The sequence below is a fragment of the Acidobacteriota bacterium genome, from assembly GCA_018001935.1.
Taxonomy (GTDB): Bacteria; Acidobacteriota; JAAYUB01; order JAAYUB01; family JAAYUB01; genus JAGNHB01.
Window position 1 is genome coordinate 28892 of record JAGNHB010000020.1, and the last position, 26607, is coordinate 55498.

At 67.4% G+C, this 26607-nt stretch carries 21 protein-coding genes; 16 read left to right on the forward strand and 5 right to left on the reverse strand.

What is annotated here, in order from left to right:
* Positions 1-6: 6 nt before the first annotated feature.
* From KA419_09815 to rpmE, 3 genes are all read right to left on the reverse strand, one after another.
* A complete protein-coding gene (locus KA419_09815; GenBank protein ID MBP7866234.1) occupies positions 7-273 on the reverse strand; it encodes a cupin domain-containing protein in 267 nt (88 codons plus the stop codon).
* Between the two features lie 117 nt (positions 274-390).
* Entirely contained in the window at positions 391-1464 is a 1074-nt protein-coding gene (locus KA419_09820) for a DUF1385 domain-containing protein (protein ID MBP7866235.1), read from the reverse strand.
* A 104-nt stretch (positions 1465-1568) separates the two neighbouring features.
* Positions 1569-1790, reverse strand: a complete 222-nt coding sequence (rpmE, locus tag KA419_09825) for a 50S ribosomal protein L31 (GenBank protein ID MBP7866236.1) — start codon at positions 1788-1790, stop codon at positions 1569-1571.
* A gap of 177 nt (positions 1791-1967) precedes the next feature.
* Between rpmE and KA419_09830 the strand changes: the two genes are divergently transcribed.
* The 4 genes from KA419_09830 (at position 1968) to KA419_09845 (ending at position 5241) form a co-directional block, all read left to right on the forward strand.
* Positions 1968-2306: an integration host factor subunit beta gene (locus tag KA419_09830; GenBank protein MBP7866237.1), complete on the forward strand. Its 339-nt coding sequence runs from the start codon at positions 1968-1970 to the stop codon at positions 2304-2306.
* Between the two features lie 6 nt (positions 2307-2312).
* Positions 2313-2798: an HIT domain-containing protein gene (locus KA419_09835; protein MBP7866238.1), complete on the forward strand. Its 486-nt coding sequence runs from the start codon at positions 2313-2315 to the stop codon at positions 2796-2798.
* A 399-nt stretch (positions 2799-3197) separates the two neighbouring features.
* On the forward strand, positions 3198-4121 hold the full coding sequence (locus tag KA419_09840) for a tetratricopeptide repeat protein (GenBank protein ID MBP7866239.1): 924 nt from the start codon (positions 3198-3200) through the stop codon (positions 4119-4121).
* Between the two features lie 142 nt (positions 4122-4263).
* Positions 4264-5241: a tetratricopeptide repeat protein gene (locus KA419_09845; GenBank protein ID MBP7866240.1), complete on the forward strand. Its 978-nt coding sequence runs from the start codon at positions 4264-4266 to the stop codon at positions 5239-5241.
* 573 nt (positions 5242-5814) lie between these two features.
* Here KA419_09845 and recN read toward each other — a convergent pair.
* Positions 5815-7485, reverse strand: a complete 1671-nt coding sequence (recN, locus tag KA419_09850) for a DNA repair protein RecN (protein ID MBP7866241.1) — start codon at positions 7483-7485, stop codon at positions 5815-5817.
* Positions 7486-8098: 613 nt separating this feature from the next.
* Between recN and KA419_09855 the strand changes: the two genes are divergently transcribed.
* The 11 genes from KA419_09855 to KA419_09905 all read left to right on the forward strand — a co-directional run bounded on the left by KA419_09855 (position 8099) and on the right by KA419_09905 (position 21806).
* Positions 8099-11182: a hypothetical protein gene (locus KA419_09855; GenBank protein ID MBP7866242.1), complete on the forward strand. Its 3084-nt coding sequence runs from the start codon at positions 8099-8101 to the stop codon at positions 11180-11182.
* Positions 11183-11301: 119 nt separating this feature from the next.
* A complete protein-coding gene (locus KA419_09860; GenBank protein MBP7866243.1) occupies positions 11302-11943 on the forward strand; it encodes a response regulator transcription factor in 642 nt (213 codons plus the stop codon).
* A gap of 200 nt (positions 11944-12143) precedes the next feature.
* On the forward strand, positions 12144-13340 hold the full coding sequence (locus KA419_09865; GenBank protein MBP7866244.1) for a hypothetical protein: 1197 nt from the start codon (positions 12144-12146) through the stop codon (positions 13338-13340).
* A 264-nt stretch (positions 13341-13604) separates the two neighbouring features.
* A complete protein-coding gene (locus KA419_09870) occupies positions 13605-15854 on the forward strand; it encodes a formylglycine-generating enzyme family protein (GenBank protein MBP7866245.1) in 2250 nt (749 codons plus the stop codon).
* 112 nt (positions 15855-15966) lie between these two features.
* Entirely contained in the window at positions 15967-16683 is a 717-nt protein-coding gene (locus KA419_09875; GenBank protein MBP7866246.1) for a MotA/TolQ/ExbB proton channel family protein, read from the forward strand.
* Between the two features lie 18 nt (positions 16684-16701).
* Positions 16702-17127 (forward strand): biopolymer transporter ExbD, encoded by a 426-nt coding sequence (locus KA419_09880; GenBank protein MBP7866247.1) that lies wholly within the window; start codon positions 16702-16704, stop codon positions 17125-17127.
* Positions 17124-18176, forward strand: a complete 1053-nt coding sequence (locus tag KA419_09885; GenBank protein ID MBP7866248.1) for a TonB C-terminal domain-containing protein — start codon at positions 17124-17126, stop codon at positions 18174-18176. The genes KA419_09880 and KA419_09885 overlap by 4 nt, the downstream gene beginning before the upstream one ends.
* A 94-nt stretch (positions 18177-18270) precedes the next feature.
* Complete coding sequence (locus tag KA419_09890; protein MBP7866249.1) at positions 18271-19605, forward strand: PD40 domain-containing protein; 1335 nt, start codon at positions 18271-18273, stop codon at positions 19603-19605.
* Between the two features lie 67 nt (positions 19606-19672).
* Positions 19673-20482 (forward strand): peptidoglycan-associated lipoprotein Pal, encoded by an 810-nt coding sequence (pal, locus tag KA419_09895; protein MBP7866250.1) that lies wholly within the window; start codon positions 19673-19675, stop codon positions 20480-20482.
* A 9-nt stretch (positions 20483-20491) separates the two neighbouring features.
* Entirely contained in the window at positions 20492-21343 is an 852-nt protein-coding gene (ybgF, locus tag KA419_09900) for a tol-pal system protein YbgF (GenBank protein MBP7866251.1), read from the forward strand.
* A 13-nt stretch (positions 21344-21356) separates the two neighbouring features.
* The gene (locus tag KA419_09905; GenBank protein ID MBP7866252.1) at positions 21357-21806 is read left to right on the forward strand and encodes a single-stranded DNA-binding protein; all 450 of its coding nucleotides are present in this window, start codon (positions 21357-21359) and stop codon (positions 21804-21806) included.
* Between the two features lie 36 nt (positions 21807-21842).
* Here the strand turns inward: KA419_09905 and KA419_09910 are convergent, their stop codons facing one another.
* Positions 21843-22841, reverse strand: a complete 999-nt coding sequence (locus KA419_09910; GenBank protein ID MBP7866253.1) for a sensor domain-containing diguanylate cyclase — start codon at positions 22839-22841, stop codon at positions 21843-21845.
* A gap of 495 nt (positions 22842-23336) precedes the next feature.
* Here KA419_09910 and KA419_09915 point away from each other — a divergent pair, with 495 nt between their 5' ends.
* The gene (locus KA419_09915; GenBank protein MBP7866254.1) at positions 23337-26543 is read left to right on the forward strand and encodes a C10 family peptidase; all 3207 of its coding nucleotides are present in this window, start codon (positions 23337-23339) and stop codon (positions 26541-26543) included.
* Positions 26544-26607: the final 64 nt, after the last annotated feature.

The following is a 26607-nucleotide window of genomic DNA, read 5'->3' on the forward strand; positions in this document are numbered from 1 at the left end:
GGTCCCTCACCCGAAGTTGTAGTGCTTGCGGACGCCCTCCAGGATCTTCCACCGGCAGTCCATGCCGCGGGGGAACTCCACGAAGTCGCCCTTCCCGAAGGACCAGGTCTTGCCGCAGGCGGTGACCTCGACCTTCCCCTCGAGGAAGTAGCACTGCTCGGGCTCGTCGTAGTGCCAGTCGAATTCCGAGACGTCCTTGGTCCAGGTGGGCCAGGAACGGATGTCCTTCGCCTTGAATTCGGCGTCGGTCAATTTTGTGATCTTGATGTTCATGCGTGACCTCTCAAAAGGCTGTAGGGGTTTAGGCTGTAGGCTGCAGGTCGGATCGGAGGGTCAACGCCTCCGACTGTTCGCGTGGTTCGTGTAATTCGTGGTTCATGTCGGGGGTTGTCAGGCGGCGGAGGCGGCGGCCTTTTCCGCCTTGATCTCGTCCTCGAGCGCCAGGGCGTGCTGGAGGGACTTCAGGGAGACCTCCAGCATGTCGTCGGTGGGGGGGTTGGTGGTGATCCGCTGGAGGCAGAGGCCGGGCGTCATCATGGCCTTGCACACGAAGTTCCGGGGGAAGCGCGCCGAAAGCCGGATCAGCTCGTAGGAGATCCCGGCGATCAGGGGCAGGAGGAGGACCCGGGAGAGGATCTTCCAGACCAGGGCCTCGAAGCGGAAGATGGTGAAGACGATGATGCCCACCACCATCACGAAGAGGAGGAAACTGGTCCCGCAGCGGGGGTGCAGGGTGGTGTACTTCCGGGCGTTCTCGACGGTGAGTTCTTCCTTGGCCTCCCACAGGTGGACGACCTTGTGCTCCGCGCCGTGGTACTGGAAGACCCGGTGGATGTCCTTCATCCGGGAGATGAGGAGCAGGTAGGCCAGGAAGATGGCCAGACGGATTGCGCCGTCCACCACGTTGAAGAAGAGCCAGTTCTCGTGGACCACGTCGGGCGCCGCGGCCGGGGCCGGCTTCCCGGCCGCCGGGGCGGGGGCCGCCGGCGCCGTCGCGGCGGGGGCCGGGCCGTGGGTCGCCTGGGTGACCAGGGCGCTGAGCCAGTAGGGCAGGTAGACGAACAGCGCGATGGCCAGGGCCAGGGAAAAGACCATGGTGGCCGCCAGGATGGCCTTCTCGCCCTTCTTGCCCTTCTTCTTCGCGGGCTCGGGGGCGGGGGCCCCGACGGTGACGGGGACGGTCGCCGGCGTGTCGGTTTTGGCGGGTGCGGGGGTTTCCAGGGCGGCCTCGGCGGAGAAGTTGAGGGCCCGGATGCCGAGGGCCAGGGACTGAATGAGGATGGCCGTGCCCCTCACGAAGGGGAGTTTGAGGACGGGCCAGCGGTCGGTCCACCGCGGGACCCGCTCGCGCTTGAAGACGATCTCGCCGTCGGGGCGGCGGACCGCCACGGCGAAGGTGTTGGGGGTGCGCATCATCACGCCCTCCAGGACGGCTTGGCCCCCCACCAGGATGTCCGCGTCCATCTTCGCTTTCTTCGCCATGAGCCTCGCCCCCCCCGTCCCGCTGAAAATGCGAGAGGGTTGACCGCGCCGTGCGGGTCAACCCTCCGGATGTCGTTGCCGAACCGCTAATTGGATTCTTTCGGGGTCCCGAATTTGCCGTAGCGGCGGGAGAACTTCTCCACCATCCCGGCGGTGTCCACCAGCTTCTGCTTGCCGGTGAAGAAGGGGTGGCAGTTGGAGCAGATCTCCAGCTTGATCTCGTTCTTGGTGGACCGGGTCTCGAAGGTGTTCCCGCAGGCGCAGGTCACCATGACTTTTCCGTACTTGGGGTGGATGCCTTTCTTCATCATTTGCTCCTCGTCTCGGGGCCGGCGCGTACGGCCCGAAAAAATTGAACGACCTTTTTACCACAGAGGAGGGGAGCGGGCAAGCGATTTTTTGTGGCTTTCGACGGAAAACCCGGAGAGGCGAAAGGCCCGGGGGGATGGCCTCCCGCGACTTTTTACGGGATTTTGAAAATACTGATGGACACCGATTTTCTTTTCTGGTACTCTTGCTTTGTTCAAAAGACTTTATCGGAGGAGAACATGACCAAGGCCGAGATCGTCACCAAACTGTGTCAGAAAGTCAGCATCGGGAAGAAGGACGCCGTCGTGGTCGTTCAGACCGTCCTCGACAGCATCGTGGAATCCCTTCAGCAGGGCGACAAGGTCGAGCTTCGAGGCTTCGGCAGCTTCAAGATCCGCACCCGCGGGCCCCGCAAGGGCCGCAACCCGAAGACGGGCGACTCCGTGGACGTCCCCATGAAGAAGATCCCGTACTTCAAGCCCGGCAAGGAACTCAAGGAGATCATCAACCGCTGAGTTCCCATGGATTACCTCTGGACCCCCTGGCGTTACCAGTACATCGCGGGGATCGACGGCGGTAAGGGCGGTTGTGTTTTCTGTGAACTCCCCGGTCGGGCGGATGAGGAGGTCTTCATCGTCCACCGGGGAAAGCGAAACTACATCGTTCTCAACCGGTTTCCCTACACCTCCGGCCACGCCATGGTCATCCCCTACCGGCATTTCGCGGGCTTCGGCGAACTGGAGCCCGCGGAGACCCAGGAGATGATGGACCTCGCCCGGGCCCTGCAGGGCGCCCTGGTCGATGTTTACCACCCCGAGGGCTTCAACGTCGGCTGGAACCTTGGGCGCTGCGCCGGCGCCGGGGTCGCGGATCACCTCCATCTCCACGTCGTCCCCCGCTGGGTGGGCGACACCAACCTCGTCGGGGTCCTGGGTGAGACCCGCACCCTTCCCGAGGACCTCGAAACCACCTGCCGGAAATTGAAGGAACGGTTCTCCCGCCTCTGAATCGCGGAACGAACGCGATCGCCCCCAGGCCCTTCCGTAAACCGACCGGAGAGGAAAACACGAAATACACGAAATAAACGAACGGGTTTCGGGGGGCGGACGATTTTACCACCCCTTTGCGCGTCTCCGTGGAGACTCATTTCCAACCTCTCGGATATCTGTGAGTTAAACGGGAAATACTCGCCGGGTTCCCCCGCGGCGAACCGACGTTTTTCACAGTTCCCCTTGCCTTTCGGCCGCGGTACACTCGTCAGTGAGAGAGAGCCCGTTCGGCGGCGAGGCGTGTCCGGCGACCGCCGCGGGGCGGGTCCCGCGGCAGGGGCCGCGACTTCGCACCGGGTGGGCCTGGTTTTGCAGAGAGGGTCAGCCCGGGAGTGCCCGGTGAAAGGAGGAGGAGCCATGAACGTTGCTCGAGCGAATCTCACCGCCGTCGTGTTCCGGATGACCCTGGCCCTTGCGATGGTCCCGGCAGCCTTCGCCGCCGACGCCGCACCGCCCGCCGGGGGCCCCGCCAAGCCCGGCAACTTCAGGAAAGGCCTGTCGCTGTTCGACCAGGGCTGCCGGGAGGCGGTCAGGGGCAACCTCCCCGAGGCGGACAGGCTCTTTGCCCGGGCGCTGGAAACCTGTCCGTTGCTCCCGGGGGCTCACGTGGAACGGGGGAGGATCCGGATGGCCCGGAAGGACCCCGCCGGGGCCCTCGAGCACTACCTGAAGGCGAAAGAGGCCTACCGGCTCTTCCTGGAGTGGAAGATGAACTGCACCCTGGTCGGCAAGGGCGCCCGGACCGTCCTCGGGATCCCGGACGCCCAGAATTTCTACTTCCGGCACCGGGTCTACGGCGGCAAGGGGGATTTTGCCACGCATCGCACGGGCCTTGACGCCCAGTCGCCCGCTTTCGTCGGGCAGGAAGGGTTCGCCAGGGAGAAGGGGGTCTTCAGCTTTCAGAAAAACCCCAGCGAAACCCTGCTCGGGATGGCCGCCTTCGCCAAGCTGTACCCCGACCTGCCGGAATCGAAGCTCAACCCGGAAACCATCGCCATCCCGGAAGGCGAAGCGGAGATCCCCGCGTTGTTCTACCTCTACCTGGGCGCCGCCTACCTGCACCTCGGCCGCCCGGCGGACGCCGAAAGGGAACTGATGGTGGGCATCGCGAAGGACCCGTCCGTGGCCGAACTCTACATGAACCTGTCGGTGGCCCGCCTCAAGCAGGGCGATTACCCGGGGGCCGCCAACGCGTGCCGGGCGGCGAGACAGTTGGGTTACGACCCGCCGCCGGGATACCTGTCCGACCTCCAGGCCCGGGGCGGGCCCGGGGCCGATTGACCCGCTCATCGGTGGGCGAGGACACCCGCAGGCCGGGTGACGGTTGCAGAGGTGAAATTGAAATGCCGGGAAGAGGGGCTGTCAGGCGGGAGGGAACGAATCCCGCCGGCGGAACCACGGTAAAAGCGAGGAGGAGGATCCCATGAACACGGGACTGTTGAACAAGGTGCGTTGCTGCGGTGTGATGATCCTGGCGTTGACGGTCCTGCCGGCCGTGTACGCCGCCGATACCGCCCCTGCGGGGGCGGGGCCGACCAAGCCCGGGAACTTCAAGAAAGGTCTGGCGCTGTTCAAGAGCGGCTGCCAGGAAGCGGAAAAGCGCAATTTCCCGGAAGCGGAGAAGCGATTCCGGGAGGCCCTGGAGGTCTGCCCGCTCCTGCCGGGCGCCCACGTGGAGCTGGGGAAAATCCGCATGGCCCGGAAGGACCCCGCCGGGGCGCTGGAGGAGTACCTGAAGGCGAAGGAGGCCTTCCGGCTTTTCCACGTGTGGAAGACCACGTGCACCACGGCGGGGCGAGGGCCCCGGGTGGACCAGGGGATCCCGGACGCCTACAACATCTACTTTCGGCACATCACGCTGGGGGGGAAAGGGGAATACGCCACCCTGCGGATGGGGACGGAGGCGCAGCGCTCGAACTTCGTGGGGCAGGAGGGGTTCGCCAAGGATACAACCTCGGTCTTCACCAAGAACCAGAGCGAGGCGAGACTGGGTTGGCAGGCTTTCTTCGAGCAGTACCCCACCAAGGGGGACATTACCTACGAGCAGTCCACCCTCAACGTGACGGTCCCGGAGAACGAGGTGGAGGTCCCGGCCCTCTTCTACCTCTACCTGGGGGGCGCCTACCTGTTGCTGGACCGGCCGGTCGATGCCGAGAGGGAATTGTGGGTCGGTCTGTTCAAGGACCCCTCCATGCCCGGGCTCCACGTCAACCTGTCCGTGGCCTGCTTCAGGCAGGGGAAGTACCCGGAGGCCCTCAACAGCGCTCGCGCCGCCCGGCGCCTGGGCTTCAGGCTCTCGCCCGATTACGTCAGGGACCTGGAGGCCCGGAGCGGGGGAAAGGTGGGCGATCCCGGGGAAGCGCCCTCGCCCGGATCCCAGGAGCGCCAGGCGGGGCGGTGAAAAAGGCCTGCGTGCTTGTCATGGTCACAAAATGGCACGGGACGACCCGGGTGCGATCCAAGCGGCCCGAAAGGAACGGGATGGTCGCCGCAGGGCAGGGCCGGTGATTTCCGGCGCCGCCTCCGTGGCGCCAGGGGGGAAACAAAACGGCCCGGTACCGGCGGGAGCGCCGCCTCCGGCGGGGCACCCGCCGGCTAATATCTTTTATCCCTTCGGGATAAGGGGAACACCTTCCGGTAAATTTCTTTGTCCCGAAGGGACAGCGGAAATTAGCCGGCGGGTGTTCCCCCGGCAGGGGGTGCTCCCGCCGGAAGAGGGCGGGTTTTGCGCCCCCGCGCCCCGGCGGGGCGCCGGATGGATGCCTGAGATCCCCCAGGAAAGAAAATATTGGATAAAGCGTTTTTAGCCTCAATACAGGGGTGGTCTCGGTCGGTTGAGGCCGGAGGTGGACCGCTGCCTTGCGGTTGCGGATTTGATGGGGTGCGGGCGGGGATTTGACCGCTCCCTTACGGTCGCGGCTCTGACGGGGTGTGGGAGGGAGTTGACCGCTCCCTTACGGTCGCGGCTCTGAAGTTACACTTGGTCTTCCAGCAGCTGGCGGGCGGCGTCGCGGGAGGGCTCGGTGACCGTCTCGGCGCCCAGCATCCGGGCGATCTCCTCCACCCGGTCCGCCTTCTCCAGCGGCCGGATGCGGACGACGGTGCGTTCCCCTTCCACAGCTTTCTCCAGTTGGAAGTGGTGGCCGGCGCGCGCGGCGATCTGGGGGACGTGGGTCACGCAGAAAGTCTGTTGAAGGGCGGCGATCTCCCGGAGTTTTCGGCCGAGGCGGGCGGCGGTGGCCCCCCCCACGCCGGCGTCCACCTCGTCGAAGACCAGGGCGGCGTCCCGTTCGGAGTGGAGCACCAGCTTCAGCGCCAGCGCGATGCGGGACAGCTCGCCGCCCGACGCGATCTTCCGCAGGGGGCGCGGCTCCTCACCGGGGTTGGGGCTGACCAGGAACTCGGCGTCCTCGAGCCCGGTCGGCGGCGCGGCCGCGGGGTCCGCTTCGGGGGTGAACGCCACCCTGAAGACGGTCCGGGCCATGGCGAGGTCCGCCAGGTGGGCCTGCACGCCGGACTCCACGGCGGCGGCGGCCTCCCGTCGGACCTTGCCCAGTTCGCGGGCCGCCTGGAGGTACTCCTCCCGGAGTCGGGCCTTCTCCCGGTCGATCTCCTCCCTGCGGGCGTCGGACCCCGCCAGGCGCTCCTGCTCCTCCCGGGCGGACCGGAGGTGGGTCAGGACGTCCTCCAGGCCCGGCCCGTACTTGCGCTTGAGCCGGTCGAGGACCGACAAGCGGGACTCGATCTCGTTCAGGCGCGCCTCGGAGTACTCGATGCGGTGGGCGTAGTCCCGGAGCTGGCCGGCGGCGTCCTCCACCTGGTAGAGGGCGGAGCGGAGCAGTTCGGCGGTGGGGGCGAGGCGCTCGTCCATCCCCGCGGCTTCCTCCACCCGGCGGAGGACCCGGTCCACCACGGCGGTCACGGCGTTCTCGTCCTCGAAGAGCTGCTCGTGGCCTTCCGAGGCGGTTTTCTGGAGCGTCTCGGCGTGCACGGCCACCCGGCGCTCGTCCTGGAGGGCCTGGTCCTCGCCCGGCGCGGGGGCGGCATCGGAGATCTCGCGCACCTGGTAGTCCAGGAGGTCGAGGCGCTGGAGACGCTGGTGCTCGTCTCGGACGAGGGCTTCCCGCTCGTCCGCCAGGGCCGCGAGGGCCCGCGACAGGTCCCGGACTCGCCCCAGCAGACCGGACCGGCCGTGCCGGGCGTCCAGGAGTTCCAGGTGGTACCGGGGCTGGAGGAGGAGGCGGGTGTCGTTCTGCCCGTGGATCTCCGCCAGGTGCTCCCCCACGCGCTTGAGGAACGCGGCGTTGACGGGGGAGCCGTTCACCAGGACCTTCCCGGCGCCCGCGGCGGCGATCTCCCGGCGGACGACGAGGCCTTCCGGGTCCCAGTCGATCCCTTGATCCTCGAGAAGGGCCTTCGGCGGCGCGTCGGCGGGGATGTCGAAGACACCCTCCACCAGGGCCTTGGCCTCGCCGGTCCGGATGAGGTCCGCCGAGGCGCGCTGGCCCAGCAGCAGGCCCAGGGCGTCCACCAGGATCGATTTCCCGGAGCCGGTCTCCCCGGTGATGACGTTGAGACCGGGCCCGAACTCCACCGCCAGGTTTTCCACCACGGCGATGTTGCGGATGTGCAGGTAACGGATCACGCGAAAGCCTCCCAAGCGAGTCGGCACGATCGCCGCGGGCCGCGCGGGCCCCACGCCGGGGGCCGGGGCCGCCGGGGGTGTCGCGGGCCCGGCGCGGACGGATTATACCAGCAGACCTTCGGCGCAGGGAAGGGGAGCTTTGCGGGTTTCCCTTGCCTTTGGGGCGGATTCCGTTTAGATTTCCGCTTCGTCCTGCGGCGAATGCACGGCCCCTCGCCCCGCATCGCGAACGGCCGGGGCCCGAAGCCGAGTCGGGTTAGAAGACGGCGGGACATCGGCGGTCGGGACGAAATCGACCCGGATGAGACGGGAACGAACCACGAAATCACGGAATAAACGGAAATTGAACCACGAACCAGACGAATGAAGAAGCCGGCGTTTTTCTTTGCGAGCTTTGCGCCTTTGCGAGATCGGGAGATGGATCGGCCCTCGCCAAGGCGCCAAGATCGCCAAGGAAGACCGCTTCAGCCGCAGCTTCCGTTCCCGGCCGGCGTTTCGAGAGATCGAGCTCAATACCTTGTGCGATTTGGCAACGCTTTTATTTAAGGGGACTGCGCTTTTCCCGGGACTTCGCGCGGGAAAGCGGCCTGGGAAGGCCATCGGGATTGACAAGATGCTGGCAAGAACACAGCCGCTAAAGCGCTTATTGACAACGGGCGCGGTCCTGTGGGCCGTCCTGGCCCTGTCGTCGCCGGCGCCCGGCGCCCGGCTTCCCGTAAAGACCTACACCCTTGCCGACGGGCTGTCCATGGACCAGGTGAACGTCATCCGGATGGACGCGCGCGGTTATCTCTGGTTCGGCACCAGCGAGGGGCTGTGCTGGTACGACGGGTACGGTTTCACCCGCTACACCCCCGATGACGGTCTTCCCGGCCTGTTCGTCTCCGACATCCTCGAGACGCGGTCCGGGGACCTCTGGGCCGCCGCGGGCTCCCACCTGGGCCGCTTCCGTCCCGACCCCGGCGCCGGCCGGGGCCCGCGCTTCGAGTCTTTTCCGGCGACGGACGCGGCGGGCCGGCCCCTGGGCATCCTGCGGTTCGTGGAGGGCCCCGACGGGGCGTTCTGGTGCGGGACCGGCCGGGGTCTTTTCCGGTACGGCCGGCCCGGGTCACGGGACGGGCTCCGCGAAGTCGAGGTCGGCCTCCGGCGGGACCTCTCTCACTATTGCGCCGTTCGCGACCTCCTGTTCGACCCGATGGGCAACCTCTGGATTGCGTCGGGCTCCGGCCTCATCCGGCGGGCGCCGGACGGGCGGACCACCGTCGTGGGGCCGTTCCGGGGCGCCGAGGACCGGGTCCCCCTCACCCTGGCGTGGTCGCCGGCCGGCAGCCTGTGGGTGGGCACGGCGGACGGGCTTTACGGCCTGGATTTGCCGAACGGCCCCGGGGAGGTCCGGGTCCGGCAGTTCACCCGGCGGGACGGCCTGCCCTCGGACCGGGTCCAGGCCCTGCTCTGGGTGGCCCCGGGCCGCCTCTGGGTCGGGACCTTCCTGGGCCTGGCGCGCCTGACGTTCGGCGGAGGCGGGGAGGGGCCCGAGGTCCGGGCCTACGGCGCCGCCCAGGGCCTGGCGGACCCGGAGATCGTCGCCCTGGCGGAAGACCGCGAACACAACGTCTGGGCGGGGACGGACCACGGGGGTGCGCTCCGGATCGGGCGCCTGGGCTTCGAGACCTTCGACGAGACCGACGGTCTCGACGGCCGGCGCATCATGGCCCTCACCGGGGACCGCGGCGGGAACCTGGTCCTGCAGGTCGGCGTCCAGGACCGGTTTTTCGCTGTTTTCGACGGGAGACGGTTCTCCCGCGTCCGGGTCCCGGGGGTGGAAACGTTCGGCTGGACCGGCCCTCAGTCGGTGCTCCAGGACCGTCGGGGGGGGTGGTGGCTGGCCACGGGCAGCCGCGGGGTCTGGTACTACCCTCCCTCCGCCGCGTTCGGGGGTCTCGACGGGCGAAAACCCGCCCGGACCTGGACCCGCCGGGACGGCCTGCCCAGTGACCGCGTGTACGCGATCTTCGAGGACTCCCGCGGGGGCATCTGGCTCAGCACCTACGACGAGCCGACCCGTCTCGCCTGCCTGCACCCCTCGGACGGGAAGGTGACCTGCTACGATTTCCGGGCCATGGTCACGGCCCTGGCGGAGGACGGTTCCGGCAACATCTGGGCCGGGCTCAACCATGGAGGGCTTTACCGCATCCGGGGAGGGCACGCCACCCGGTGCAAGGGGTTCCTCGGGTCCCCCTTCGGTTTCGTCCAGCAGATCCTCCGGGACCACCGCGGCCGGCTCTGGGTCACGACCTCCCGCTCCGGGGTGGTCCGGGTCGACGACCCGGCCGCCGAGACACCCGTTTTCAGGGTCATCTCCACCCGGGACGGCCTGAGCAGCGATCACACCCGCTTCGTGGCGGAAGGGCCGGGGCCGGTGTTCCACATCGGGACTACCTGCGGCGTCGATCGCCTGGACCTCCGGACGGGGGCCGTCAAGCACTTCACCACCCGGGACGGCCTGGCGGGCAACCTCCAGAACGTGGCGTTCCGGGATGCGACCGGCCATCTCTGGTTTGGCGCCCTCCTGGGGCTGACAAGGCTTGTCGAGGACGTCCCCCGTGTTCCCGTGCCGCCGGAGGTCTTCATCCGCGGCCTGCGGGTCGGCGGGGTCGCCTGGCCCCTGAACGCCTTCGGGCAGCGGGAGGTCCTCGACGTCGAAGTCCCCTCGGACGGGGACCCGGTGGCCATCGACTTCTCCGGGGTCGGGAACCTCTCCGGGGAAACGCTCCGGTACCGATACCGGCTCGACGGGATGGACCCCGGCTGGCGGAACCTCGGCGAGCAGCGGACCCTGGAACTCCCGTCCGTCCGCCCGGGGGATTACCGTTTCCTGGTCCAGGCCGTGGACGCGGACGGAACGGCCAGCCTCCGGCCCGCGGTCGTCGGGTTCCGGGTCCTCACGCCCGTGTGGCGCCGGTGGTGGTTCATCGCCCTCGCGGTGCTGGCTGCCGGGGGCCTGATCTTCGTCCCGCTCAGGGCGCGGCTCGCCCGCCGGCTGGAGATGGAGCGCGTCCGGACGCGGATCGCGACCGACCTCCACGACGATATCGGGTCCAGCCTCTCCCAGATCGCCATCCTCAGCGAGGTGGCGGTCCGGAAGCTTCCCGCCGACCCGGACGCGGCCGTCGAGACCCTGGGCCAGGTCACCGAGACCTCCCGGTCCCTGGTTGACGCCATGAGCGACATCGTCTGGGCCATCAACCCCGCCCGCGACCGTTTCAGCGACCTGATCCACCGCATGCGGCGCTTCGCCAACGACCTCTTCGGCGATGACGGGATCGAGCATCGCTTCGAGGCCCCCGCCACCGACGGCGATCTCCCCCTGGGGGCCGACGTGCGCCGCCAGGTCTTCCTGGTGTTCAAGGAGTGCCTCCACAATGTCGTGAAGCACTCCGGGGCCGAACGGGTCGAGATCGTGATCGCGCTGCGGCACCACCGGCTGGAACTGGAAGTCCGAGACGACGGCCGGGGATTCGATCCGGGAGGGAGGTCCGACGACCACGGGCACGGCCTGCGAAACCTCCGGAAACGGGCGCAGGAGGCCGGCGGGCGGCTGGAGGTCCGGAGCCGCCCCGGGGAGGGGACGACCGTCCGGCTCGCGGTCCCGACGGTCCGTGCGGGCGGGCGTCGCCGTCGGTCCGCGACTACATGATCGTGCAGTCCGTTTCCACGCCGGTGACGATAGAGTGAAAACCGGGGGCGGGACCCTGCGCGGCCCCGCCGGGGGCGGGCGCCGGAAGGGTGCCCCACACGACCGAAGGAGAAGCCGCCGTGCTCAACATCGCCATCATCGAAGACCAGAACGCCATCCGGGAAGGCCTGGGTTATCTCATTGCCAACACCCCGGGCTTCCAGTGCTGCGGGAAGTACCGGAGCATGGAGGAGGCGCTCCGGTGGCTGGAACAGGGACCCGTGGAGGTCCCCGAGGCGGTGCTGGTGGACATCGGCCTCCCCGGCATGTCCGGCATCGAGGGGATCCGGATCCTCAAGGACCGCTACCCGCGGATGCTGCTCCTGGTGCTCACCGTCTACGACGACGACGAGCGGATCTTCCAGGCCATCTGCTCCGGCGCCAGCGGTTACCTGTTGAAGAAGACCCCGCCGGCGCGCCTGATGGAGTACATCCAGGAGGCCCTCTCCGGCGGGGCGCCCATGTCCCCCGAGATCGCCCGGCGGGTGATGGAGCTGTTCCGGAAGAACCCCCCGCCCCGCAAGTCCGAGTACGAACTCTCCCCCCACGAGACGCGCCTGCTCCGGATGCTGGTGGACGGGCACTCCATCAAGTCGGCTGCCGCCGGGTTCAAGGTCACCACCCACGCCGTCAACTACCACCTGCGAAACATCTACGAGAAGCTCCACGTCCACACCCGGAGCGAAGCCGTCGCCAAGGCCCTGAAGGAGTCCCTGGTCTGACGCGCGGGCCACGCCCGCCGCCGGGGAGCGCATGCATCCTGCCGGCATCCCCTCAACGCGAGCGGGCGGCACGAATCCTTTTCACCCCCCTTGCGGGACTGCACGCCCTTGTAGTGACTCCCCCGGCCAACCTCCCCATAATCGGCGTCGTGAAGGCCACGCCTTCGCGGAAACCGAAAACACCCCAACAAGGAGGAATCATGTACCGCCGTTTCAACCCCGCCCTGAAGGCCGTCCTGGGCCTTGCCCTTCTCCTGGCCCTGGCCGGAAGCGCCCTGGGCTACTCCGACTACTACTTCCCCCAGGCCGTCAGCGGGTACGTCAGCCCCACCACCTACATGACCCGGTTCACCCTCACCAACACCAAGAACGCTCTGAACACGGTGACGATAAAGTTTTACAAGGACAACGGCACCGCCTGGAGCGTCCAGCTGGACAGCCCCGACCGCAACGACATCGACGGGACGCACTCCACCTTCACCTTCACCCTGTCCGGCCGGGAGACCGTCACCCTCAAGACCATCGCCGGCGGCAGCGGCCTGGCGGTGGGCTGGGCCCACGTGCAGGGCCAGTATCCCCTCACCACGTCGGTGGGTTTCACCACCTACCACGAGGCCGGCATCGATGCCGTCATCGACGGGGACGTGGGCGTCCCGTCCTCCCCGGCGGGCGCCGGCTTCAACATGGCGGTCACCGTGGGCTTGTTCGAGCCCCTGGTGGTCTCCAACACCGACTGCGGCCTGGCCATCGCCAACCCCAACGGCCGGACGGCCAACGTCCATCTCCTGCTCATGAACCGCACGGGCGATTCCCAGGGGACCGCGGACGTCGCCATCCCGCCGAAGGGCCACTACTCCCGCTTCGTCACGGAGATCTTCCCCACCGTGGACTTCGGCAACGCCTTCCGGGGCCACCTCTTGCTCACCAGCGACACCGACGTCGCCCCCGTGGCCCTGCGGATGTCCCACAACATCCTGTCCACCCTTCCCCTCGAGTTCGAGAACGCGGACGGTTACAGCCACTTTCAGAAACAGGAGCCCAACAACGACGCAACCCACGCGAACCTGATCCACATGCTCCCGGCCGAGCTCAACGGGTCGCTGAAGTGCCCGGCGGGGGAAGAGGTCGACTACTACCGGATCGCCCTGTCGGGGGGGAAGACCTTCGTGATCACGCCGCTGTGCAAGAACATCGGCTGCTACGACGAGCTGACGGTGGAACTGCGCTTCGCCGACGGCAACGCCCTCCTGGTCTCCCACACCGCCTCGACCTCCCGGGACCCCGAGCCCATCGTCTGGACCACCCCCGCGGGCGGCGCCGAGTACAACGTCGTGGTGCGGGGGACCCCGAGCGTCTACAGCAATTCCCAGTACCGGATTCATATCGATGCCTTCTGACGCCGGGCCGCGCCCTGTCCCTCCCCTCGGTCCGGGGGAGAGGGGCGGGGCGCGGCTCTTTTTAGGCCCCTGGAAGGGAAGGGGAGCACTCTTTTTCATCACCGGTGGGGGGAAACCCCGGGGGGTGTCCGTCCAAGTTAACGAGGAGGCCCCCGGGCCCCGCGGACCTGCCGGGCCAGCCCCGGCGGTTTTCGGGGCAGGGGGGTCGATCCGGGCAGCGCCGCGGGAGCGCGAGCCCCTGACAACCCACGGAGGTGCTGTGCTATGAAAACCGTGACCAGACAAATCGCCTTCCTCGCCCTCTTTTGCGGGGCGCTGACGGTCCCCGTCGCCGCGGGAACGGACGCGTGGTGTTCCCACGTCACGTTCGCGGGGGGCTGGAAGACGAGCCTCTCCCTTTTCAACAGCGGCAACCAGAGTGCGGCGATCGATCTCTACAAGTACGATAACTGGGGACAACAGGTAGGGGCCGTCTATCTGGCGAGCATTCCCAAGCACGCCTGGTTCACCGTCCCGTCCGCCGCCCTGAACGTGGAAGGGACCGCCCGGGTGGTCTCGTCGGACAACCTCCTGGTGAAAGCTTCTTACCAGTTCGGGGACTCGCCGAGCGTCTGCGAATTCTACCTCCAGAGCGATCAAGGCACTTCCTGGCTTTTACCCAACGCGGTCCGACCCTGGTTCGACTACACCGGGCTGGCGATGGTCAACCCCACGGACGGGACGATGGTGCTGGAACATGCGAAGGCGTGGAAAAACGGCCAGGTCATCGCCAACAACAGCATCTACGCCATCGGGTCCCACTACCGCTACGTCACCATGGCGGACCAGATTTTCCAGGGGTTGGGGTACGACGACGCGGACACCTTCACCCTCGAGACCGGGGAGACGCCCATTCCCGCGCCCATCAGCATCACCGGGAATTTCGCCGGGGACCGCCACCTCTTCTTCTCGGGGCGCCCCCTGGTGGCCGCGGCGGCCGCGAAACCGGAAGGGTTCGGGGGGGAGTGCTCCCCCGAGGCGTACTCCACCTACGTGTGGTGCCCCCACATCACCGCCGCCGGGGGCTGGAAGACGAGCCTGCAGGTCTACAACCCGGGGACCTCCACCGCGACCTTCACCTACGATCGCTACGACGAGTCCGGGAACGAGCAGGGCTCTTCCTCCAGCACGGTCTCCGCCCGGTCGTGGAAGGAAATTTCCTCCGTGAACCTCGGTTACGAGGGTTCGCTCCTGCTGAAGTCGGCGAGCACCCTGATCGTCAAGGCCTCCTACCAGTTCGGCGAAACCGCCAGCGTCTGCGAGTTCTTCCTCGACAACGAGCGAAAGGACGAATGGGTGCTTCCCAACTCCGTCCGGCCCTGGTTCTCCTACACCGGTCTGGCCCTGGTGAACCCCCTGTTCGCCGCGGTCCACGTCCAGGTCACCGGGTTGAAGAACGGGGCGACCGTGGCCACGTCGGAGTCCTTCACGATCCCGCCGTTCAGCAAGTTCGTCCGCTTGACCGACGGGATCTTCAGCGGGGTGGCCTATGCCGACATCGACACCTTGGTGGTGAATTCAGACCAGTTGATCCCGCCCCCCATCAACATCACGGGGAACACGGCGGGGGACCGGCACCTCTTCTTCACCGCCCGCCCGTGGCTGGTCAACGATTCGGGCGATCCACTTTTCAACGTCTTCGTGGGGGATTTGCGCTACGTCCGGAAGGGGAGCTTCACGCAGGGGGCGGCGCCCTTCGAGGGGTGCCAGGGGAGCGACGAAATCGCCTTCGAACACCATTTGACCCGTTCCTTCGCGGCCATGTCCCGCGAGGTGACCCGTTCCATGTGGGCGTATCTCAAATCCGCCGAGCCGACCCTGCCGGCGGACCCCAGCTACGACTTCCCGGGCAGCGACAACTCGCACCCGGTTCAGAAGGTCACCTGGAACGAGGCGGTCCTCTTCGCGAACCTGCTGTCGAAGGCGAGCGGGCTGCGGCCCTGCTACTACAAGGACTTCTTGTTCCTGATCCCCGTGAGCGCCGCCAATTACAACACGGGGGCGATCCTCTGCGACTTCAACGCCCCGGGGTTCCGCCTCCCCACCGAGGGGGAGTGGGAGTACCTGTGCCGCGCGGGCACCACCGGCGCCTTCTCGTGCGGTGCTACGGGCTACAGCCTCCTGAACTGTGCCGACCCGGTCACGCCCGGGAAGTACGCGAACCTGGAGGACCACGCCTGGTTCGCGGCCAACGCCGGCGCCACCACCCACCCGTCGGGGAGCCGCTACGCGAACGACTGGCTGATCGCGGACACCCACGGCAACGTGGCGGAGTGGTGCTGGGACGTTTACGCCCCCTACCCCGAGGGGAGCCAGTTCGGGTACTCGGGGCCCGCGAACGGCGAGGATCGCGTGGTTCGGGGGGGGAGCTTCCTGGACGAGGCGAAGCGGGTCCGGTCCGCCAACCGCGAGGCCAAGGACCCTCAGACGGACCTGGCCACCATCGGCTTCCGCCTGGTTTGCACGATCCCGTGAGCGGGCGAGGGAAACCGTCGTTCCGTCCGCCGTCGCCACAACGGGGGTGAAAAAAGAGGCAAGGGGGACTATAATGATCCGTCGGTAAACTGAACGACGGGAGACTTGCGACATGCCGATCCCCTTTGCCTCGATCCCCCCGGCGGCGTCCTCCGGCTTTTTCGAGCTGATCCGGAACTCCGGCCTGGTGGCCCAGGCCGTCTACGTGATCCTGCTGGCCTTCTCGGTGCTCTCCTGGGCCATCATCCTGCGGAAGATCGCCCTCTTCTCCCGGGTGGAGCGCGCCTCCAACCAGTTCCTCCGAGTCTTCCACGAGAGCCACACCCTGGCGGACATCCACCGCTCCAGCGGCGCCTACAAGAACAGCCCCCTGGTCGGCATCTTCCTGGCGGGGTTCAGCGAGATGAACGCCCAGATCCGGGTCCGCTCGGCCCTGGAGGACGGGGGAACCTCCGCCCACCTCATCAAGAGCATCAACTCCGTGGAGCGCGCCCTGCGCAAGTCCAGCGCCGTGGAACTGACGGCCCTGGAGCGCTCCCTGAACTGGCTGGCCACCACGGCCTCCGCCACGCCTTTCATCGGGCTCTTCGGGACGGTGGTGGGCATCATCAACGCCTTCCACGGCCTCGGGCAGGAGAAGACCACCACCATCCAGGCCGTGGCGCCCGGCATCTCCGAGGCCCTGGTGGCCACCGCCTTCGGGCTCTTCGCCGCCATCCCCGCGGTGATCTTCTTCAACCACTTTCTTTCGCGCGTCCGGCACATGGCGTCCATCATGGACGATTTTTCCACGGAACTGGTGAACTTGATCGAGCGTAATTTCACCTAACCGAAGGGAGGGTTCCTCATGGCCTTCACCTCGCCCGAAGGGCGGACCCAGTCGTCGCTGGCGGAGATCAACATCACGCCCCTGGTGGACGTGATGCTGGTGCTGCTCATCATCTTCATGGTCACGGCGCCGCTGATCCAGTCCGGTATCGAGGTGAACCTTCCCCAGACACGCAGCGCCAAGGAGATCCGGGGCGGCTCCCAGGCGGTGGTGACCGTGGAGAAGGCGGGCGGGGTTTTCGTCATGAGCCGCCCGGCCGCCTTGCACGAGGTGGCGGACCGCCTGAAGCGGGAGATGGGCTCGAGCGACGTTCCCGTCTACCTCCAGGCCGACGGGGAGGTGCCCTTCGCCCTGGTGGTGAAGGTCATGGACGCCCTGCACGCCGGAGGGTTCACGAAGATCCAGGTGGTGACCAAACCGCTTCCCCGGGGAGGCGTCAAATGAGCGCGGAAGCCCGGACCTACCGGTACGAGACCCTCGTCTACCAGGGGCGGGCGCGGCGAACCCTCGCGATCTCCCTGGCGCTGCACGGCCTGGTCTTCGCCGCGGTGGTCCTCTGGCCTTACCTGAGCACGCTCTTCGGGGGGAGGCCCCGGGCCGACGCGGTCCTCGACGCCGCGGGCGGCGGGGGCGGCGGCGGCCTCGGGGATTCCATCGGCGTCGAGTTGACCGGCGGCCTCCCCGTGGGCGACGACTTCACCAAGCCGCCCCTCAAACCCCTGGAGGCGCCGGCCTTCGTCCCGGAAGCCGCTCCGGCGGCGGCGGTGAAACCGGCCGCGGAAGCGGCGCCGGAGACCGCCAGGCCGGAACCGCCGGTCAAGGAGACCAAGGCGCCGCCCCGTCCCGACGACTTCCTGGCGAAGGAGGCGGTCAAGCCCCCGAAAACCGACACCCGGAAGCCGAAACCGGAGAAGGACAAGCCGAAAGCGCCCGCGCCCCGGCCCGTGCCCGAGAAGCTCACCCTCTCCCCCGACAACCGAACGGTCTACCCCTTCCAGCGGCTTCCCGTCGAGGGGACGGCCGAGACGGCCGAGGGCGTCCGCAAGGCGAAGGGCGGCTTCGGCGGGGATGACCTGACCAAGTCGGGGATCGGCCGCGGGGCCGGGGCCTCGGGCGGCGGGACCGGCGGGGGCAGCGGCGGCGGGTCCGGCGGGGGGACGGGCGTGTCGGTCGGCCCGGGGAACGGCCCCGGAAGCGGTCTCGGGGAGTCCTGGTACAGCCTGGTGGAGAAGCGCATCGGCCAGAACTGGCTCGCGAACCTGGGGACCGACTTCCGCGGAACCCACCACGTGTCCATCGAGATCGTCATCCGCCGGGACGGCGTCATCGAGGACTACCGGGTCCTCGAGGAGGACCTCGCGGCCTCCGAGGCCTTCGTTCGGTCGGCCAAGGGCGCCATCGAGCGCTCCCGGCGGCTGATCCCGTTCCCGGCCACCCTGAAGAACGAGCGGGTGACGGTGGTGGTCTCCTTCGACTTCCCCTTTCGAAATTGACCGGGGAGGCGTTCCGGTATAGTATTGTACGGATATCGCCGCAACCCACGGGGGTGCGGGTGTCCGCCAAATCCGCCCAAACGGAAGGTCGATAATGAAAAAGACTGGATGGTTGTTCTTGGTCCTCATCGCGGGCTTTTCCCTGTGCCCGGCCCAGGACGCCGCTTCCACGGTGGTCCTTCGCCCGCGGCCGGCGAAAGATACGGTGCTGGCCCTCCCGGATTTCCAACCGAAGGCGGGTCAGGCCGAGGCCAGCCTGTCCGGGCCCCTGAAGACGCTGAACGAAACCCTCTGGAACGACCTCGAGTACGCGGGGTTCTTCTCCCTCCTCGCCAGGTCCTACTACCCCGCCCGGCGCATCGGGGAGAAGGAGGACATGGTCTTCACCGAGTGGCAGGACGCGTCTTTCAAGGTCGACTTCGTGGTGATCGGGAACGCCCGCATCGAGGGGGGCGCCCTGGTCGTGGAGTGCCGGGTGTTCGACGCCCGGACGGAGGAGCAGGTCCTCGGCAAGCAGTTCAAGGCCCAGCCGTCCTATGCCCGGAGCATCGCCCACCTCGTCGCCGACAAGATCGTCTCCGTGCTGACCGCCGGCGCGTCCCAGGGGATCGCCTGCACCCGGGTCCTCTGCGAGCGCAAAACCCCGACAGGCAAGGAGATCGCCGTCATGGACTACGACGGCTACAACCTGGAGAACCTCACCAGCGACGGCGGCATCAACCTGACGCCGGTCTGGCACCCGGACGGCGAACGGATCTGCTTCACCTCGTTCCGCGGGGGGAACCCGCAGCTGTACATCATGTCCGTGTCGGGGAAGAACGCGGCCGCCTTCCCCATCGCCGGCGGAATGCTGACCACGCCGGCCTTCTCCCGCGGGGGGACCGAGATCGCCTTTTCCGGGCGGCTGGACAACGCCTCCGACACCGACATCTACGTCTCCGGCATCGACGGGGCGAACCCCCGGAACATCACCCACAACCCGGGCATCGACGTCAGCCCCTGCTGGAGCCCGACGGACAAGCAACTGGCCTTCATCTCCGGGCGGTCCGGCAACCCGCAGCTCTACCTCTGCGACGCCTTCGGGGCCGGGTTGGACCGCATTCTCACCGAGGGCGGATACGCCACCTCGCCCGACTGGTCCCCCGACGGCCGCTATATCGCCTTCGCGTGGAAGCCCGACCGGAACTCCAACTTCGACATCTACGTGGTGGAAACCGCCACCCGGAAGCTTTTCCAGATCACCCACGGGGCGGGGAACAACGACAACCCGACCTGGGCGCCGGACGGCCGTCACCTGGTCTTCCAGTCGGACCGGACTGGGTCGACGGAGCTGTTCACCATGCTCTACGACGGCACGCTGCTCCGTCAGATCACCCGCGGCCAGGGCTGCTCGAACCCCCACTGGTCGGGTTACCTCGGAAAAAAGTAAAAATTTTCTTCGGATTTTTTCCCGTGAAAACGTTAGTAAGGATGAGAGGACAACGCGGAGGAACATCATGAGATTTGGCAAGAGAAAAACGTTGTGCGCCGGGCTGCTCGTCGTCCTGGCCGCCCTGTGCATATCCGGCTGCCGTCAGAAGCGGCCCCTGCCGTACCCGCCCGGGTCCGGAACGGGCGCCGGCGGGGATTCGGGGGCCTCGGCAACGCCGCCCGCCCCCACGATCCGCCTGACCGCGGAGCCGGCCTCGGTGGCCTACGGGGCGAGCACAACCCTGCGCTGGGCGACCACCGATGCCGACGAGGTCGCCATCGACGACGTGGGTCGCTTCCCGGCCCAGGGGTCCGCCGTCATCAAGCCCGAGGACACCACCGAGTACCGGGCCGTGGCGACGGGCCGGGGCGGCCGGGCGGAAGCGACGGCCACCGTCGAGGTGACGGGCAAGCCCCCGGCGGTCCCCGACGACGGCACGTCCGGCCGCGGGGGGATCGACGAGCTGTCCCTCGAGGAACAGGCCGCGGAGATCTTCCGCACGGAGATCAAGGACGTCTACTTCGATTTCGACCGCCACGAGCTGCGGGATTCCGACAAGGACATCCTCCGGGCCAACGCGAAGGTCCTCCAGGAGAAGCTGCCCAAGGTGAAGATCGTCGTCGAGGGGCACTGCGACGAGCGGGGGAGCGAGGAGTACAACCTGGCGCTGGGCGACAAGCGCGCCACCTCGGTGAGGGACTTCATGGTCTCCCTGGGGGTGGAGTCCGCCCGCATCCGGACCATCTCCTACGGCAAGGAGAAGCCCTTCGACCCCGGCAAGTCCGAGGACGCGTACTCGAAGAACCGCCGGGCCCATTTTGTGCTGGTGAAGTAGGAGAAGACCATGAAGAAAGCCGTATTGACCCTCATCGTCGTGACGGGGTTTGCCCTGGCGGTCCCGGCCGCGTCCCAGGAACTGGTCCGGATCCAGGCCGACCTGCTGAACCTCCAGAACGCCGTCCGGATGCTCCAGAAGAGCGTGGACGAGAACGCCGGCGCCGCCAAGACCCTCTACGGGCAGATGACGGACTACCTCAACAAGATCACCCGGATCGTGGAGGAGACGCGGGCCGCCCAGGCCGAGCAGCTCAAGTCGGGCTCGGACAACATCGAGGACATCCTCAACGAGATCCGCACCCTCGGCGCGAAGATCGAGGACCTCGAGATCAAGGTGGCGAGCCTCTACAAGAAAGTGGACGAAAGCCAGGTCAAGATCGCCGAGTTGAAGGACGCCTTCGGCCAGCGGCTGCCCTCCACCGCCACCGGCCCGGACGGCAAGACCGTGACGCTCCCCGAGGACAAGCTTTTGGCCCTGGCCTACAGCGACTACACCCAGGGGAACTACGAACTGGCCATCCAGGGCTTCCAGGATTTCCTGAAGAACTTCCCGGAATCCGAATTCGCGGACAAGGCCCAGTACTACGTCGGCGACTCCTGTTACAACCAGAGCAAGTGGACCGAGGCCGTCACGGCGTTCAACCAGGTCCTTTCCCTCTACCCGAAGAGCGACTGGGCCGCCGCTGCGTACCTCAAGAGCGGGCTGGCCTATCAGAACGCCGGTGACAACGCGTCCGCCATCACCCAGTATCGCAGCGTCATCCTGAAATTTCCCGATTCCACCGAGGCCAATATCGCGAAGGAAAAGCTCAAGGCCCTCGGGGCCACCCCACCGGTCAGACGGAAGACCACGAAATGAAAAAGGAGGAAACATGCGAGGCTTGAACAAGGCCATGTTGATCGGGCGTCTCGGGAAGGACCCCGAGTTGCGCTACACCCAGGGCGGCCAGGCGGTGGCCCGCTTCTCGCTGGCCACGGACGACTCCTGGGTCGACAAGAACGGCGACCGGCAGTCCCGCACCGAGTGGCACAACCTCGTCGCTTGGGCCAAGCTGGCGGAAACCTGCGGGCAGTATCTCCGGAAAGGTAAGCTGATCTACGCCGAGGGCCGCATCCAGACCCGGCAGTACGAGGACAACAGCGGGAACAAGCGCTACATCACCGAGATCAACCTCAGCGACATGCAGATCCTGGAACCGAAGGCATCGGGCGCATACGAACCCGCGGGGCCCTCCCACGCCGAGCACCCGGAACCCGCCGTCGTCCGCGAAGCCCCCCCGGTCATGGACGCCCCCATCACCGACGACGACGTGCCCTTCTAGTAAAAAGACACCCCCGCGCCGCGCGGGGGTGTCTTTTTACCTTACACAATTTTTCCCCATGTACTTGGCGCCGAACATGGCGTGGTCGGCGGAGGCCATGAGGGTTTCCGGGTCGCAGGAGTCCTCGGGGCACGCGGCCAGGCCGAAGCTGGCGGAGAGCTTCACGGAGAGCCCCTTGCCGGTCAGGTAGGTCGTCTGCCGCATCCGTTCCCGGATCTCCTCGGCCTTGCGGTACCCCTCGTCCTTGGTGAAGCCGGGGAGGACCACCACGAACTCGTCCCCCCCGTAGCTCACCGCGAAGGCGGGTTCCTCGATGCAGGCATCGAGGGTCTTGGCCACTTCCTGGAGGGCCCGGGTCCCGTTGAGGTGGCCGTGGGTGTCCACCACCGACTTGAAATTGTCCATGTCCAGGAAGATCAGGGAGAGCGGCCCGCCCTTCCGGCACTGCCGCTGGAGGAACCGGTAGAGGTGGCGCGTGTTGTACAGCCCCGTGACGTGCTCCCGCAGGCTCATGTCCCGGATCTGGACGTACCGCCGCGTGTTGACCACGGCGATGGCGGCGTACTCGGCGATGATCTCGAGGAGGGACGTGGTGCGGTCCGAGAAATCGGCGGGGTTGACCACTTCGCCCACGCCCACCACCTCGCCGCCGTACATCAGGGGGACGCAGATCACGGACTCCGTTCGGAAGCCGGTCAGTTCGTCGGCGCGCTGGTCGAAAAAGGGGCACTCGCGAACGTCGGGGACCACCAGGGTCTGCTTGCGCCGGATGGCTTCGCCCGCGATCCCGACGCCGGGGTCCAGGCGGAGGTGGCGGACGCTCTCCATGGGGATCCCCACGGTGACGGCGAACTGGAGGGCGCCGGAGATCTCGTCCACCAGGAGGACGGACCAGTTGGTGGCCGGGATCGCCTCGGAGATCTTCTCCAGGACCACCTCCAAAAAACGGTCCGGGTCCAGTTCCGCCGTCAGGGCCTTGCCCAGTTCCACGCAAAGGATCAGGTCGTCACGGCTCAACGATGTGCTGGGACTCAAGTCAGCCTCCACTCGGTGCTTCCGTACCACCGGCGGTCCCCCATAAGGGCCGGCCGGGAATGAACCTGTCGCCCGAAACCTGTTCTACGTCCAAATCCGCCGCCCGTTCTCGCGGAACGACACGGTTGGTCCCGTTCCCGTCCGGGAGTGGGTTGCGGGGCAGGGCCGGGGTACGCCGTTCGTAAGACGATGACCGATCCCAACATACCACGGCTCAACCCGAGCGGCAACCGGAAATGTTCCAACGAAGGGGTTTCGAAAGGGCATGCTCTGGCTCCACTCTAACGGATTGAGCCCGGAGTGAAATGGTTCATTTGGAGGGTTGAACCCCTCTGCCCCCCCCCGCGGTTTCAGGAAGGCCGGAGGAAACCGGCCGGACCCTCGAGCCGGTGACGGGGAATGCTCTCGAATCGATCGGACCGCTTGCGTTTCGAGGAAAGACCGTTTACAATGCCGTTAATTCTGGAAGTAACGAGCCCCGAGAGGAGGAGATTCATGAAAAAGCGGATGGTGGCGGGATGGATCCTGGTGATGCTGGCCCTGGTGTCGGTATCCCTGGCGGAACGGGTGGACGGCCGGCGGGCGGTGGAGACGGCCCAGGCCTGGCTGGCGCTGTTCCCCACGGCCCAGAATACCCGGATGAGCGCGCAGATCGAAGATGTCCTGGCGTTTCCCGGCGAACGCGGTGAACCCCTCTTCTACCTGGTGAAGCTGCGCCCGGCGGGATTCATTGTCCTGTCCACCGACGACCTGGTCGAACCTGTCATCGTGTTCTCTTCCACCGGGGTGTTTGACCCGGACCCGAAAAACCCGTTGTTCGACTTCCTTTCGCGGGACATGGCCGAACGCCTGGCCTGGGTGGATTCCCTCCAGGCGGAGAGTCTCCGGAGGGGCGATCGCTTTGCCCCCAGCGGCCTCCAGCGCCTGGCCCGGGAGAAGTGGGCGGCCCTGACGGGCTTCGCACCCCAGGCCGCGATCCCCAGCGTGGACGACCCGCGGGTGTCGCCCCTGGTCGGGAGCCGGTGGAACCAGTCCACCGACGGCGGCGGCAACTGCTACAACTACTACACGCCCAGCAACTACGTCTGCGGCTGCGTGGCCACGGCCATGGCCCAGCTCATTCGCTTCCACTCCTTCCCCACGGCGGGGATCGGCGTCCACTCCTACAGCTACACGGTGGACGGCTCGTCCCAGAGCGGGAACACCCGCGGCGGCGACGACGCCGGCGGTGCGTACGCCTGGGCGAGCATGCCCCTCGACCCGCCCAGCCCCACCCCCGAGGCCCAGCGCCAGATGATCGGCCGGCTCACCTGGGACTGCGGCATCAGCGTGAACATGAGCTACACGAGCAGCGGGTCGGGCACCGACACCCTGAAGTCCGCCACCGCCCTCAAGTCGCTGTTCGGATACAGCAACGCCGTCAAGGGTTACCGCAGCGGCGGCGAACTGGTGGGCAACGGCTACAACGAGATGGCCAACCCCAACCTGGACGCGGGACTCCCCGTGCTCCTGGGGATCACCGGCACGGCCGGCGGCCACGCCATCGTCTGCGACGGGTACGGCTACAACGCCGGGACACTGTACCACCACCTCAACATGGGGTGGTCCGGGTCCGACGACGCCTGGTACGACCTGCCCAACATCGGCACCTGGGCCGGTTTCGACACGGTCTACAAGTGCGTCTACAACGTCTTCACCTCGGGGACCGGCGAGATCCTGAGCGGCCGCGTGGTGGACACCGACGGCAACCCCGTGTCGGGCGTCACCGTCTCCGCGGGCGGCTACACCGACACCACCGACAGCCGCGGGATCTACGCCCTGGTCCACATCCCGGCGGGGACCTACACGGTCACGGCGGCCAAGACCGGCTACGTCTTCCCCGACCAGGCCGGCAAGGTGGTGGGGACCTCCGTGGACAACGGGGCGGTCGGGAACCTGTGGGGGGTGAACTTCCAGCAGGCCCCCACCGTCCCCACCATCGGGCTGAGCACCACCGCGCTCGCCAACAGCAGCGCGCAGGGGGTGTCGGCGCCCTCCCAGTCCTTCGAGGTCTGGAACGCGGGGCTGGGGACCGTCAGCTACACCCTCACAGACGACGCGGCCTGGCTGAGCTGCACGCCGACCTCCGGCACCTCCACCGGGGAACACGACACCATCACCGTGAACTACGCCACCGCCAGCCTCCCCTGCGGGACCTACACGGCGGTGATCACCGTCACGGACCCCGGCGCCACCCCCACCTCCAAGCAGATCGCCGTCACCCTGACAGTGGAGTACCCGGCCCTGCTGACCGAGGGCTTCGAGAACGGCGGGGCGATCCCGGCGGGCTGGACCCAGGAAAACGTCAGCGGGACCACCAACTGGACCTTCGCCACCGGCGGCTACAGCAGCCACCCGGCCGCGGCCCACGGCGGCACCTACAACGCCCGGCTCTACTACAACAGCGCCACGGGCATCGAAACCCGCCTCGTCACCCCTTCCCTCGACCTCTCGGGCGCCTCCTCCGCCACCCTCAGCTTCTGGCACGCCCAGGCCAAGTGGGTTTCCGACCAGGACGAGCTTCGCATCTACTACCGGAACGCGGCGGGCGGCGCCTGGACCCTGATCCCCGACGCCGTCTACACGTCTGACACCCCGGCCTGGACCCAGCGCACGGTCACCCTGCCCAACCTTTCGGGGACCTACTGGGTCGCGTTCCAGGGGAAGGCCAAGTACGGGTACGGCGTCTGCGTGGACGACGTGACGATACGGGCCGCCACCGGCAGCGCCGCCGTCCCCTTCGACTTCAACCGGGACGGCCGCAGCGACATCCTCTGGCGCAACAACAGCCTGGGGACCCTGTCGGACTGGTTCATGGACCAGGCCGGCCTGCTGGGCTCGGGTTTCCTCGGCGGCATCGGCGACCTCCAGTGGGAAGTGGCCGCCACCGGCGACTTCAACAAGGACGGCTACACCGACATCCTGTGGCGGCACGCCGTGAGCGGGGCCATGTCCATCTGGTTCGTCAACGCCTCGGGGTTCGCCGGTGACCTCTCCCTCGGCTCGGTGGCCCTGTCGTGGATCATCCAGGGCGCCAACGATGTGAACGGCGACGGGATCTCAGACATCCTCTGGCGCAACACCGCCGACGGGTTCCTGTCGGTCTGGCTCATGACCCCCACCGGCGTGTCCGGGTCCACCTTCGCCGGCGGGATCTCGGACATGAGCTGGGTCGTCCTCGGCTCCGGCGACTTCAACGGTGACGGGAAGGCCGACTTCTTCTGGCGCCACCACGACACGGGGACCATGTCCATCTGGTACCAGACCGAGGCCGGGTTCGCGGGCGACGCCTCGCCCGGGACCATCCCGACCACCTGGAAGATCGTCGGCCTCGACGACGTGGACGGCGACGGGATCTCCGACATCTACTGGCGAAACGCCGCGGGCGACCTCTCCGTCTGGCTGCTGAACGCGTCCGCGGGGGTCAAGGGCACCGTCTCCCTGGGCGCCGTGGCCGACACCCAGTGGAAGGTGGCCGGGACCGGCGACTTCAACGGCGACGGGAAGGCCGACCTGTTCTGGCGCAACGCCGCCACCGGGGCCATGACCCTCTGGTTCCTGGACGGGACCGGTGTCCTCTCCACCGTTTCCCCCGGGACCGTGGACCCGGTCTGGGTCACGCTCAACCACGTGAACTTCCCCGGGAAGGCGGAAGCGGAATAGCCCGGTTCAACCCGCGGTGGAGCGGCGGGGCGCCCGGCCCCGCCGGTCTCCCCGCAGTTTCCGA

Coding starts and splice junctions, on each gene's coding strand:
- ybgF (MBP7866251.1), top strand. CDS start 20,492: ATGAAGAAAGCCGTATTGACCCTCATCGTCGTGACGGGGTTTGCCCTG.
- KA419_09830 (MBP7866237.1), top strand. CDS start 1,968: ATGGACACCGATTTTCTTTTCTGGTACTCTTGCTTTGTTCAAAAGACT.
- KA419_09840 (MBP7866239.1), top strand. CDS start 3,198: ATGAACGTTGCTCGAGCGAATCTCACCGCCGTCGTGTTCCGGATGACC.
- KA419_09870 (MBP7866245.1), top strand. CDS start 13,605: ATGAAAACCGTGACCAGACAAATCGCCTTCCTCGCCCTCTTTTGCGGG.
- KA419_09815 (MBP7866234.1), bottom strand. CDS start 273: ATGAACATCAAGATCACAAAATTGACCGACGCCGAATTCAAGGCGAAG.
- KA419_09915 (MBP7866254.1), top strand. CDS start 23,337: ATGAAAAAGCGGATGGTGGCGGGATGGATCCTGGTGATGCTGGCCCTG.
- KA419_09835 (MBP7866238.1), top strand. CDS start 2,313: ATGGATTACCTCTGGACCCCCTGGCGTTACCAGTACATCGCGGGGATC.
- pal (MBP7866250.1), top strand. CDS start 19,673: ATGAGATTTGGCAAGAGAAAAACGTTGTGCGCCGGGCTGCTCGTCGTC.
- KA419_09865 (MBP7866244.1), top strand. CDS start 12,144: ATGTACCGCCGTTTCAACCCCGCCCTGAAGGCCGTCCTGGGCCTTGCC.
- KA419_09890 (MBP7866249.1), top strand. CDS start 18,271: ATGAAAAAGACTGGATGGTTGTTCTTGGTCCTCATCGCGGGCTTTTCC.
- KA419_09820 (MBP7866235.1), bottom strand. CDS start 1,464: ATGGACGCGGACATCCTGGTGGGGGGCCAAGCCGTCCTGGAGGGCGTG.
- KA419_09880 (MBP7866247.1), top strand. CDS start 16,702: ATGGCCTTCACCTCGCCCGAAGGGCGGACCCAGTCGTCGCTGGCGGAG.
- rpmE (MBP7866236.1), bottom strand. CDS start 1,790: ATGAAGAAAGGCATCCACCCCAAGTACGGAAAAGTCATGGTGACCTGC.
- KA419_09845 (MBP7866240.1), top strand. CDS start 4,264: ATGAACACGGGACTGTTGAACAAGGTGCGTTGCTGCGGTGTGATGATC.
- KA419_09885 (MBP7866248.1), top strand. CDS start 17,124: ATGAGCGCGGAAGCCCGGACCTACCGGTACGAGACCCTCGTCTACCAG.
- KA419_09855 (MBP7866242.1), top strand. CDS start 8,099: ATGCTGGCAAGAACACAGCCGCTAAAGCGCTTATTGACAACGGGCGCG.
- KA419_09875 (MBP7866246.1), top strand. CDS start 15,967: ATGCCGATCCCCTTTGCCTCGATCCCCCCGGCGGCGTCCTCCGGCTTT.
- KA419_09905 (MBP7866252.1), top strand. CDS start 21,357: ATGCGAGGCTTGAACAAGGCCATGTTGATCGGGCGTCTCGGGAAGGAC.